Below are 11902 nucleotides of genomic sequence, written 5' to 3' on the forward strand. Positions count from 1 at the left end.
TTCAATAGTGCGGCGGAACCTCGTTCCGCATCCGCACATCGTTCGGACCGGATGCCCCGGCCGCGCCCTCGGAGCCGGCCGGGGCATCCGTCGTCTCATCGGCCGACGTCGGCTCGGCGGTCGTCCCCGGGGCCGCGGTCAGTCGCGCTCGCCGGCGACCGACCCGCTCGACCCGCTGCCGGTCACTCGATGACATCGAGCGGCTCGGTGCTCGCATCTGCGGTGGGCGCCTCGGGCTCGACGCCCAGGATCGCCGCAACGCGCGCGGCCACGCCGGCGGGGTCGCTGTAGAGGTCGAACGAGTGCACGCGGATGTAATGCCATCCCAGGCGGCGCAGGATCTGCGGCCGCAACCGCAGCGACTCGCGGAGCGACTGGCCGATGGTCTCGGGATCACCCTCGACCACGACCGCCTTGCCGTCACGCTGGGCCACCAGCGGCAGCAGCCCTCGGTACGCGACGTCGACCGCCACGCCGAGACGCCGGAGGTTCTGCGCGAGAGCCAGGGTCAGCGGATCGGCGAGGTCTTCGAGGCGTGCTTCCCTCGCGCGGGCCGCGATACCGCCGAGGATCGACATGAGTGTGGCAGCGCCGTTCTCGAGGCGGCCGTCGTCGAAGGCCGAGGGCCGGATCGACGACACGATCACCATCGAGCGGCGGGCACGCGTCATGCCGACGGTCAGCAGGCGTTCGCCGTCCGGCTCCGAGAGCACACCGAAGTCGCTCAGGACGCGGCCGTGGCGAGTGAGGCCGTACCCGAGTGAGAACACCACGCGGTCGCGACTCTCGGCCACCGACTCCTCGAGCCCGAGGACGGCGAACGGCTCGGCCGTCTCGCGACCGACGAACTCCGCGACATCCGATCGACCGGCGAAAGCCGCCTCGACGGCGGCGCGGATGCGCAGCGCATGCTTCGTCGACGCGGTGACGACCATGAGCGATTCGTTGGGCCGGTTGACGGCATGCTCGACGACGAGCGTCACGACACGGGCCACCTCGGCGTCGGGGCTCTCGACGGCACCGGAATCCGGGTCGGGTGCACCGACGCCGCCTTCGACGTAATCGACGCTCAGACTGCCGCGACCGAGATACGAGCCGGCCCACGGGAACGAGACGATCTCGCCGCCGTAGAAGGCCTCGTTGACGAGCTCCGCCAGATCTTCGCCGCCCGCGCGGTAGCTGCGGGTCAGAGTCTCGACCGGGACGATCTCGGCGAGGCGTTCGAAGACGCTCGGCTCCTCGGGGTCGACGATCGGCTCGTCGGACGGGTCGCGGTCGGCGGCGATCTCGAACGGTGTCGGTCGCTGCGTCACGGGGTCGCCGAACGCGACGACCTGGCGCCCGCGGCGGAGAGCAGCAGCAGACTCGGCGACGCTCAAGGCGCCGGCATCCGCGAGGATCACGACATCGAACGCGGGCCGGGCGGGCAACGCCGCCACCTCGTACGGCGAGGCGATCCACACCGGCGCGAGCGTTCGGAGCAGTTTCGGCGCGACGGCGAGCAACTCGGCCGCCGAGGCGGTGCCCTCGCGCAGCGCTGCCTTGAGCGCGGCGGTCTCATCGGCCTCGTCGACGATCGCGATCTTCCATCGGGTCGCGAGCTCGGCGGCCAGCTGCTGGCCGGCCGAGGCGGCGTGGGCCTCGTCGACGAGGCGGAAGTCGCGTTCGAGCCGGTCGACGACGCTGGTGTTCGCGCCGAGCAGCGCACGGTCGCTGCGGAGCATCGCCTCGAGGGCGGACTGCCACCAGGCGAACTCGAACTCCGACGCGACTCGGTCTTCGGGCACGTGACGCACCGAGAGCTCGGTCAGCAGCCCCTCGAGGCCGAGGGCCGCCAGCTCGCCGCGGAGAGTCGCGCGCTCGACGAGGTTGTCGAACACGTCGGAGTCGGCAGCCAAGCCGGCGAGAATCCGCACGAGATCGGGGATCGGCGTCGCGAGCAGGTCGTGCCCGGAGCCGAGCACCCGCGAGAGCTCGCCGAGGTCGGCGTCGACGCGCTGCCACGAGGTCGCGACGGCATCGAGGCCCGCGGGGATCTCGGGCACGACGCCCACCTCGGCCAGACGCTGCCACTGCTCGCGCTGCTTCTGCACCCGCACGAGGGCGTCGTGCATGTCGGTCACGTGCATGCCGGGACGCACGTACTCCTTCGACAGGCGACGCAGTCGGCGCCGCGTGGCGCCGTTCATCTCGGGGGTGTCGCGGCGGGTCGAATGCGCCTCGATGAGGTCGCCCAGCGGACGCTCGAAGACGGTCAGGCTGAAGCGGTCGAGCGAGGCGCGGATGCCCTGGAGCAGACGGATGTAGGCGCCGAGCTCGGCGAGCGTCGTGAACGGCCGCATCCGCGTCTGCCCGATGAGCTCGTAGCCGCGCTCGAGGATCTCGGGGATCTCGCTGCGGTGCAGGCGACCCGCCAGAGCGTGGGCCGCGCGCGCCTGCTCGGTCGTCTCGAACGCGACGCCGTACCACGGCGAGTCGTCGGGACCGAACCGGAACTCCCCCAGCCGCGCCGCGGTCGCGAGCGATGCCGCCGCCTCGGCGCGACGCGTCGAGAGGCGCTGCAGGGTCGCGGCGTCGAAGCGCGTGGCGGCCGACGGCTGCGGCGTCTCGGCCGCGATCGTCGTCAGTTTCTGCAGCACCTCGAGCGGCGAGACGCCGAGCATCGGATGCCGTTGCGTCAGCGAGACGCGATAGTCGCGAAGCACCGTCCGCAGGCGCACCAGCGCGTCGTCGATCTCGCCCATCTTCGGGTGCTGTGCCTTCTCGTTCCGCGCGATGGCGCGGATGAGGTCGCGGTGGACGCCGCGCGGCGAGACCGCGAGGCCCGGCAACCCGATGCCGGCGAGGCGATGGCGCACCCCTTCGAGGGTCGAGCGGCGGGCGCTGACGACGAGGACGCGCTTGCCTCGGCGGACCAGCTCACCGACGGCGTTGATGATCGTCTGCGTTCCACCGGTACCTGGCAGCGTGTGGACCACGAGCGACTGGCCGGCGACGATCCGGTCGAGGACGCCCTCCTGCTCTGCGTCGGCGTCGAGCAGGAGCCGGTCGGATGCCGGCGGCCGGTCGTCGGAGGCGACCGCGTCGGGCACCGGATACCGCGTCGCGACGAGCGCCCGGTCGTCCTCGTGCCCCGCGAGCGCGTTGAGCACCGGCACGTCGAGGTCTGCGGCGTCGCGCTCCGCGCGGGCGGCGACGTCGGCGAAGGTCGACACGATCAGGCGCGGCTGCACCGTGAACGTGTCGACGTGGGCGGTCAGAGCACGCAGGTGGTCGATGACCGGCTGCGGCTTGAAGACGCCGCCGTCGTAAGCCAGCGCGGCGAGCCCTCGCCGGTCGAGGTCGATGCCGAAATGCGAGCGAGCGATCTCGACGAGCTCGGGATTGACCGCGAAGGAGCCGTGGAGCTTGAGGTCGAAGTCGCCGTGATGGCGGCGGATCGCGAGGGGCCGCAGGAGGACGGGCGCGTTGTAGGTGAGGCCCCCCGCACGCCAGGAGGCGAAGCCGACGCCGAGGTGGACGGTGTCGAGGCCGCGGGTGGTGCGGAGCTCGACGTCCTTCGCGGTGATGCGCCCGGCGGCGAGCCGCGCGGTTCGCAGCGCGACCTCGTCGCGGAAGAGGTTCGACAGCAGCGTCGATCGTCCCGTGATGAACTGCGGCAGGCTGCCGGGGTGGGCCTTGGTGATGTCGATGCCGACATCGTCGGAAGCGATGTAGTGCAGCAGCGTCGACCGGCCGCCGAGCCGGGCGGCCTGCACGCGGATTCGCTCGCGCTCCGGGTCGGCCACGTGGGCGACCGCGACGTTCTCCTCGGCGACGTCGAGCTGCGCCGGGGTCACCGATTCGACCCGAACCTCGTCGGCTGCGTCCGGACGGACGGCTCCTCGATCTCCTCGCCACACAGCACACACCCTAAGCGGCGCCGTGGCATCCGACACTCAGGCGCCACCGAGTTTCGCGCTATTGCCGACACGCCGGACGATCGGCGGGTTCCTCCCCCGCGCCTGCAACGGCGGCTCTGTCCCCCGCCCGGTCGCCGCGCACGCCGGGTACGTGACCTCCCGAGATGATGGAGCCATGACCGACGCAGCCTTCGCGGTGCACCCCACGCCGATCGGCGACGCCCTTCTTGTGATGACCGAGAGCGGACTGGCCAGCCTCGACATCCTCGACCGCCCCGCCGACGTCGTCCTCGCCGATCTGACTCTCGCTCTCGGCGCGCCGCCGGAGCACGATCCCGGCGCGGCCGCCGATGCCACCGTCGAGCTCGACGCCTACTTCGCGGGGCGACTGCGCCGATTCGAGACCCCCATCGACTGGCTCCTCGCCCCCTCCGGCTTCGCCGGCGAGGCGCTGCGTGCCGTCTGCGAGGTTCGGTACGGCGAGGTCGCGACATACGGCGAGATCGCGATCGCCGCCGGTTCGCCGCGCGCGCACCGCGCGGTCGGGTCGGCGTGCGCGCGAACCCCGATCTCGGTGATCGTGCCGGCCCACCGCATCGTCCGGAGCGACGGGTCGATCGGCGAGTACGGCGGTCACCCCGAACGCAAGCGGTTTCTGCTCGACCTCGAGAGCGGTGCAGGCTCCGGCCGCGTGTAGGCCGCGCCGGAACGGCGACGGCCCCGGGCGAAGCGCACCCGGGGCCGTCGTTTCGATCGGTGCTCGCCGGCGGTCTAGTGATCGACCGCCTTCTCGGCGCCGTGGCCGGTGAGCGAGCGCACGTCCATCTCTGCGGCCTTGACCGGGTCCTCCTGCCGACGCTCGGTGACCGAGCCGAGCCAGCCGAGGAAGAAGCCGAGCGGGATCGACACGATGCCGGGGTTGTTCAGCGGCCAGATCGCCGTGCCGACGTTCTTGAACACGCTGGTCTCGGTACCCCAGAACACCGGCGACAGGACGATGAGGATGATGGCTGCCGCCAGGCCGCCGTACATGCTCCACACCGCGCCGCGTGTGGTGAACTTGCGCCAGAAGAGCGAGTAGATGATCGTCGGCAGGTTCGCCGAGGCCGCGACGGCGAATGCCAGCGCGACCAGGAAGGCGACGTTCTGCCCCTGCACCCCGATGCCGCCGACGATCGCGAGGATGCCGATCACGATCACCGTGCGACGGGCGACCTTCACTTCACCGTCGGGCGGCACGTTCCCCTTCTTCACCACGTTCGCGTAGATGTCGTGCGCGAACGAGGCCGCAGCCGTGATGGTGAGTCCCGCGACGACCGCGAGGATCGTCGCGAACGCCACCGCCGAGATGAAGCCCAGCAGCAGCGGCCCGCCCAGCTCGAGGGCCAGCAACGGGGCCGCGGAGTTGACACCGCCGGGTGCCGCGGCGATGCGCTCGGGGCCGACGAGTGCGCCTGCACCGTACCCCAGCACGAGGGTCAGGATGTAGAACAGGCCGATGAGCCAGATCGCCCACACCACCGAGCGACGGGCTTCCTTCGCGGTGGGCACCGTGTAGAAGCGCATCAGCACGTGCGGCAGCCCGGCCGTTCCCAGCACGAGCGCCACCGCGAGCGAGATGAAGTCCCACGGGTTCGCGCCGTACTGCAGACCGGGTCCGAGGATGGCCTCGCCCTTCGGCGACGCGGCGACGGCGCTCTCGAGAAGGGTGTTGAGGTTGAATCCGTTGATCGCCAGCACCCAGATCGTCATGACGAGCGCCCCGCCGATGAGGAGGAACGCCTTGACGATCTGTACCCAGGTCGTGCCCTTCATGCCGCCGATCAGCACGTAGACGATCATCAGCACGCCGACGACGGCGACCACGATCGACTGCCCGACCTGCTCGGTGATGCCCAGCAGCAGCGAGACGAGGCCGCCGGCTCCGGCCATCTGCGCGAGCAGATAGAAGAAGCACACCGCGAGCGTCGTGATGGCGGCGGCCATGCGCACCGGCGTCTGCTTCAGCCGGAACGACAGCACGTCGGCCATCGTGAACTTGCCGGTGTTGCGCATGAGCTCGGCGACGAGCAGCAGCGCGACCAGCCAGGCCACGAGGAATCCGATCGAGTAGAGGAAGCCGTCGTAGCCGTTGATCGCGATGGCGCCGCAGATGCCCAGGAAGGATGCCGCCGACAGGTAGTCACCCGCGATCGCGAAGCCGTTCTGCGGCCCGGTGAACGAGCGGCCGGCGGCGTAGTAGTCAGCCGCCGTCTTGTTGTTCCGGCTGGCCCGGATGACGATGAACAGCGTCACGGCGACGAAGGCGCCGAAGATCGAGATGTTCAGCACCGGGTTGTTGTCGACGGTCTCCCCCGCCGCGACGACGGCCGCTCCGAGGCCGTTCACCGCTTCCCAGAATCCGTTCACGAACCCGCCTCCTGTCGCTCGAGGTCGCGGCGGATCGAGGCCGAGATCGGGTCGAGCTTGTGGTTGGCGTACCAGACGTAGCCCATGGTGATCGCGAAGGTCGTCACGAACTGACCGAGCCCGAACAGCAGACCCACCGTGATGTCACCCCAGACGCGCTGCGCCATGAAGTCGGTCGCGAACGACGACAGCAGCACGTACACGAAGTACCAGACGAGGAAGACGATGGTCAGCGGCCACACGAAGCTGCGGTGTTTGCGCTTGAGTTCCTGGAACGGCGCCGAGTGTTCGACGGCGACGTAATCCACTGCGCCGGGCGGCGGCGAGTGGGTGGGCGATGCGTTCATGTGGCCTCCTTGCCTCATGGTGAGCAGCTCTCCGGCGGCCGTCGTCGTCGAGCGACCGCGGTGGTAGGGTCGACGCTACGAAAGGCGGCAACGAGGCCGTCACCCCCGGAAGTAGGTAGTGCGTGACAGCACTGGCGGCACCCGAGAACGACGCTCACCTGGTCTCCCGAGCGGTGGACGACCTCGCGCGCAGCACACGTTTCCCCGTCGTCTTCGGCGGCCTCGAGAGTCAGGGCTCGGTGCACGTCACCGCCATCGCCGGGGCCCGATCGCATTCGATCGACGACCTCGTGGTGAGAATCGGCCGCGGACTCGGCGGCGCCGCGATGGTCGAGAAGCGCCCGCGCCTCGCCCTCGACTACCGCACGGCACGCACCATCACCCACGACTACGACCGGGCGATCCTCGGCGAAGGCATCTCGACGCTCTTCGCCGTGCCGATCGTGACCGACGGGCGAGCGCGCGGAGTGCTGTACTGCGGCTCGTGGTCGCAGGCGCCCGTCGGCGACCTCGTCGCGCGGCCCGCCTTCCGGGCAGCCGATGCGATCAGCACCGAGCTGCGCATCCGCGACGAGGTGCAGCGGCGGCTCGCCCTCGCGCCGGCGCCCGAGGCCGCGGCGGGCCTGTCGGCCGCCGCCCGCGAAGACCTGCGCGAGAGCTTCGCCGAACTGCGCAGCATCGCCGCGACCGTCGACGACGCCGATCTGCGGGCGCGTCTGGCCGCGGTCGAACGCCGCCTGACGACGGTCGCCGGTGATGGGGCGAACGCGGCGAAGGATGCCGACGTGCAGCTGTCACCGCGCGAGCTGGACGTCCTGGCATGCTGCGCCCTCGGCTCGACGAACGCCGAGATCGGAGCCGCACTGAGTCTGAAGGAGGGCACCGTGAAGTCGTACCTCCAAGCCGCGATGGCCAAGCTCGATTCATCGACGCGTCACGCCGCCGTCGCGCGCGCTCGGCGCCTCGGCCTGCTCCCCTGACCCGGGCGGCCCTCCGAGACCCGCTGACTTCGTCGGGACCGGGCCGCGATGCGCAGGATCAGGCCGCGATGCGCAGGCGTCCGCGGTGCTCGGCGATGACCGCGGCGTACTCGGCGATCATCCGATCGCGACCCAACCGGCCGCGGGCCGCGAGCGCGGCCCCGGTGAACACGCGGCGCTCGTCGACGGCGCGACGCCACGCCGCGGCGACCGCGTCGGGGTCACGCGGGGTGACGATGCCGATCCCCGCGACGAGGCGGGCCGCGTCACCGACATCCGTCGTCACGGGAACGGCACCGCTTGCGGCGCCCTCGAGCAGGCACAACGGAGCCGCCTCACCGAAAGCGCTCGTGAGCGCGACGACGTCGGCGGCGCGGTAGATCGCGGGCATGTCGTCGCGGATGCCGAGGGCGTGCACGTGGTCGTCGCCCACCGTGGCGAGCATCTCGAGCAGCCGAGGGTTGTCGCGCGTCATGCCCGCGCCGCACATGACATAGTGCGCATCCGGCACCGCCCGGCGGTGTGCGGCCACCGACCGCAGGAACAGCTCGGGGTCCTTCATCGCGTCGAACCGAGCCGCGTAGGCGATCACGACCGCGTCATCGGGAATGCCGAGCTCGCGGCGCAGCGGGTCGTCTCCGCGGGTGATCGACGGCCGGAACCGCGACAGGTCGATGCCGTTGTCGACGACGTGGCGCCGGGAATCGCCGAGGACGGGCGCGTAAGCGGCATCCGTCGACCGGGCGCACGACACCGCGGCGGTGACGATGCGGCGACGGACGCCATCGGCGAGCCACGCCACCGCGTCGCCGGAGTGCTCGGGATCGGAGCGGTGCAGGCACGTCACGACGGGGCGGGCGGGCAGCATCATCGCATCGTCGAGCGCGAGCAGCAGTCCGAGCGGCTGCTCCTTGAGCGTGAGGACCACGTCGGCCGCGGCGATCGCGCGTGAGGCCGCGCGAAGCTGCCGTGACGAGAACGCGTGCGGTGCGTGCGGGGCCGCGCCCGCGGTCTTGCCCAGCGACGTGATGGCGATGCCGGCGGCGCGTAACGCGCGATAACGGGGATCGGCGGCCATGTGCTGCACGGTGGAGTCGCGCCGTGCCCGCGACGCGATCGCCAGGATGCTGTGGTGCTGCTCACCCCGAGCGTGGAGACCGCCGACGACCTCGCTGTGCAGGATGCGCGCCCCGCCCGCGAAGAATCCCTCGGTGAGGGTGAGGACGCGAAGCGGAACGCTCATGGATGACCTTCGGGATCGACGCGGCGGGTGCGATCCATCGTGCGGCAACGCCCGCCCGTGATGAATGAACCACGGACGAGCGTTGCGTGAACGAACGGCGTCGCCGTCGGTCCCGAGAGCCCGGGTCAGAGGATGGGCTTGCCTCCCGTGACCGCAAGGCGGGCACCGGAGATGTACGACGCTTCATCCGATGCGAGCAACACGTATGCCGATGCCAACTCCGCGGGCTGACCGGCCCGCCCGAGCGGCGTCTGCTCGCCGAAGGTCTCGACCGCATCGGCGGGCAGGGTCGCCGGGATCAGCGGGGTCCAGATCGGACCGGGTGCGACGCTGTTGGCCCGGATGCCTCGCTCGCCCAGCATCTGCGCGAGCGAGGCCGTGATGCTCGCGATGGCCGCCTTCGTCGCCGCGTACGGCAGGAGGTTGGGCGAAGGCTGGTCGGACTGCACCGAGCTCGAGCCGATGATCGCCGACCCCGGCCCCATGTGCGGCAGCGCCGCCTTGACGAGGTGGAAGTATGCATCGACGTTCGTCGCCCACGTGAAGTCCCACTCGTCGTCGGGGATCTCCTCGACGGTCTCGCGGTTCATCTGGAAAGCGGCGTTGCTGACGAGGATGTCGATCCCGCCGAGCTCCTCGACGGTGCGGCGGACGACCTCGCGGCAGTGCGCGGGGTCGGAGATGTCACCCGGGATGAGCACGGCGCGTCGGCCCGCCTGCTCGACGAAGCGCTTGGCCTCTTCGGCATCCTCGTGCTCGTCGAGGTAGCTGATGGCGACATCCGCCCCCTCACGGGCGTAGGCGAGCGCCACCGCCTTGCCGATGCCGCTGTCGCCGCCGGTGATCAGAGCGCGCTTGCCGGTGAGCTTTCCCGACCCGCGGTAGGTCTCTTCGCCGTAGTCGGGCTTCGGCACCATCTGCTGGTCGGTCCCCGGGACGCTCTGCTGCTGGGGTTCCATGGTCATCCCTCTCTGTCGTCGAACGTTGCGTCTACCCGACCCCGACTGCGCCTCGGATTCACGGGGCTTGACACGCGGTGGCCTCATCCGTCATCTCAGTCGACGCCGCGGGAGCGGGCGGTCGCCACGGCGGCGGCGACCCCGCCGTCATCCCAGACCGGGCCGTGGCCGGGCAGCACGAGTCGGGCCGCCGTGTCGGCGAGCAGATCCAGCGAGCGAAGGGCCTCGCTGCTGTGGGCGGTCGCGGCGCGGGCGACGACGCGCGGGCCGGTCCGCCCCGTGTACGGATCGAGGGTGACGAGGGCGTCGCCGGTCAGCAGGATGCCGTGGGCCTCGAGGAGGAACGCGCAATGTCCGTCGGTGTGACCGGGCGTCGCGATCGGGAGGATGCCGCCCGCCAGGGGAATCGAATGGCCCGCGACGATGGTCGGGTTGGCGGGAACACCCGAGACTTCCAGCGCGCCTCCCGCGATCATGCGGGCGAGCACCGGCAGAGCTCCGGGGTAGCGCACGGGGTAGGGCCACCGCGCGGACTCGTGCGCGTAGCGATACGGATGCCGCGTCAGCTCCTCGTCGCCCGGATGCACGTTCGCCACGAGATGGTGCTCCTCGCGCAGCCGCTCGCACATCCCGACGTGGTCGAAGTGTCCATGGGTCAACAGCACGGTGTCGATGTCGGCGATACGCGCGCCGACGGCAGCGAGCGCCTGTTCGAGCAGCGGCCAAGTGCGCGGGAGTCCGGCGTCGACGAGGACGAGGCCATCGTGCGAGGCGATGAGGTAGGCGTTGACCCCGCCGCGCGCGAGCTGGAACACGCCCTCCGCGACCTCGGACACACGCGGTCGGAGTACGGACATCGCTCCTCCTTCGGTCGCGATCGATGATGCGGATCCCCACCGGCGAGCGCTCGGGGGTTGACAGGCCGGTCGGCAGCCACCCGCCACGCGGGCGCGATGGTCGCACCCGACTCGAGACGAGTCAAGGCCCGTGGCATCCCGTCTGGCGCGGACCTACGTTCGCCGCGCCGGCGCAGTCCGCGCTCGGCCGATCCCCAGGAGGCGAGATGTTCTTTCATCGACAGGAACTGCAGTTCGAGGCGCGCCCGGAGAAGCCCGACGCGATCTTCGCGCGGCGCATGCAGGAAGTGCTCGGCGGCCAGTACGGCGAGATCACCGTCGCGATGCAGTACGGGTTCCAGGCGTGGAACGCACACGTTCCCGGCAAGTACCGCGATCTGCTCTACGGCATCGGCGCCGAGGAGTTCGGTCACGTCGAGATGCTCGCGATCATGATCGCGCAGCTGCTCGAGAAGGCTCCGGCCGAGCAGTCCGAGGCCGCAGCGAAATCCGACCCCGTGCTCGGGGCCGTGATCGGCGGCATGGACGTGCAGGCCGCGATCGTCGCCGGTGCGGGTGTGCGCCCCGTCGACTCGAACGGCAACCCGTGGCAGGGCTCCTACGTGACGGCGAGCGGCAACCTGCTCGCCGACTTCACGGCCAACGCGAACGCCGAGATGCAGGGGCGGCTGCAGGTCGCGCGGATCTACCACATGACCGATGACAAGGGTGTCCGGGACATGCTCTCGTTCCTCCTTGCGCGCGACACGATGCACCAGAACCAGTGGATCCGGGCGGCCCAGGAGCTGCGCGAAGAGGGAGTGGAGGACATCCCCGTGCCGTCGAACTTCCCGCTCTCGAACGAGGCGCGCGAGCACGCGTACCAGTACATCAACTTCTCGGACGGCGCCGCGGCCGCCGAGGGTTCGTGGGCGTCGGGCCCGACCCCCGACGGCAAGGGTGAGTTCACCTACCTCGACGGGCCCGACACCTCGGTTCCGATGCCGCCGCCCACGCAGCCGGATCCCCGCTTCTACGGCACCGACGCGAAGCCGAACATCATCGACAAGGCCGAGGGCGTCATCCGCGACAAGCTCTGACGACCCCGGGCGACCCGGCCGTGCCCGGATGCAAGGGATCTCGCCCGACACCCCGACCGGATGCCGTTCCGGCCGGGGTGTCGGCGACGATCCCTTGCATCGGCGCGCGGCACGACGACACGGCAC

The 11902-nt window shown here is 70.8% G+C and carries 10 protein-coding genes; 3 read left to right on the plus strand and 7 right to left on the minus strand.

Annotation, left to right across the window (positions count from 1 at the left end):
* Position 1: 1 nt before the first annotated feature.
* Together QUC20_RS09925 and QUC20_RS09930 are read right to left on the minus strand one after the other, a co-directional pair.
* Positions 2-196: a hypothetical protein gene (locus QUC20_RS09925; protein WP_120265110.1), complete on the minus strand. Its 195-nt coding sequence runs from the start codon at positions 194-196 to the stop codon at positions 2-4.
* Complete coding sequence (locus tag QUC20_RS09930) at positions 183-3911, minus strand: AAA family ATPase (RefSeq protein WP_289329755.1); 3729 nt, start codon at positions 3909-3911, stop codon at positions 183-185. Before QUC20_RS09930 ends, QUC20_RS09925 begins: the two co-directional genes overlap by 14 nt.
* 166 nt (positions 3912-4077) lie before the next feature.
* Between QUC20_RS09930 and QUC20_RS09935 the strand changes: the two genes are divergently transcribed.
* On the plus strand, positions 4078-4599 hold the full coding sequence (locus tag QUC20_RS09935) for a methylated-DNA--[protein]-cysteine S-methyltransferase (RefSeq protein WP_120265108.1): 522 nt from the start codon (positions 4078-4080) through the stop codon (positions 4597-4599).
* Positions 4600-4673: 74 nt separating this feature from the next.
* On the opposite strand, the gene QUC20_RS09940 is transcribed toward QUC20_RS09935, so the two are convergent.
* Both QUC20_RS09940 and QUC20_RS09945 read right to left on the minus strand, forming a co-directional pair.
* Positions 4674-6290: a monocarboxylic acid transporter gene (locus QUC20_RS09940; RefSeq protein WP_120265193.1), complete on the minus strand. Its 1617-nt coding sequence runs from the start codon at positions 6288-6290 to the stop codon at positions 4674-4676.
* A 17-nt stretch (positions 6291-6307) separates the two neighbouring features.
* Positions 6308-6658, minus strand: coding sequence for a DUF485 domain-containing protein (locus tag QUC20_RS09945; protein ID WP_289329756.1), 351 nt, complete (start codon positions 6656-6658; stop codon positions 6308-6310).
* 122 nt (positions 6659-6780) lie between these two features.
* On the opposite strand from QUC20_RS09945, the gene QUC20_RS09950 reads away from it, so the two are divergent.
* Positions 6781-7638, plus strand: a complete 858-nt coding sequence (locus tag QUC20_RS09950; protein WP_120265106.1) for a LuxR C-terminal-related transcriptional regulator — start codon at positions 6781-6783, stop codon at positions 7636-7638.
* A 58-nt stretch (positions 7639-7696) separates the two neighbouring features.
* On the opposite strand, the gene QUC20_RS09955 is transcribed toward QUC20_RS09950, so the two are convergent.
* From QUC20_RS09955 to QUC20_RS09965, 3 genes are all read right to left on the minus strand, one after another.
* Positions 7697-8881: a glycosyltransferase gene (locus tag QUC20_RS09955; protein WP_289329757.1), complete on the minus strand. Its 1185-nt coding sequence runs from the start codon at positions 8879-8881 to the stop codon at positions 7697-7699.
* Between the two features lie 125 nt (positions 8882-9006).
* On the minus strand, positions 9007-9846 hold the full coding sequence (locus QUC20_RS09960; protein WP_289329758.1) for an SDR family oxidoreductase: 840 nt from the start codon (positions 9844-9846) through the stop codon (positions 9007-9009).
* A gap of 89 nt (positions 9847-9935) precedes the next feature.
* Complete coding sequence (locus tag QUC20_RS09965) at positions 9936-10697, minus strand: MBL fold metallo-hydrolase (protein WP_289329759.1); 762 nt, start codon at positions 10695-10697, stop codon at positions 9936-9938.
* Between the two features lie 206 nt (positions 10698-10903).
* On the opposite strand from QUC20_RS09965, the gene QUC20_RS09970 reads away from it, so the two are divergent.
* A complete protein-coding gene (locus tag QUC20_RS09970; RefSeq protein ID WP_289329760.1) occupies positions 10904-11776 on the plus strand; it encodes a manganese catalase in 873 nt (290 codons plus the stop codon).
* Positions 11777-11902: the final 126 nt, after the last annotated feature.

Origin of the sequence: Microbacterium arborescens (assembly GCF_030369635.1) — a bacterium.
Lineage (GTDB): Bacteria > Actinomycetota > Actinomycetes > Actinomycetales > Microbacteriaceae > Microbacterium.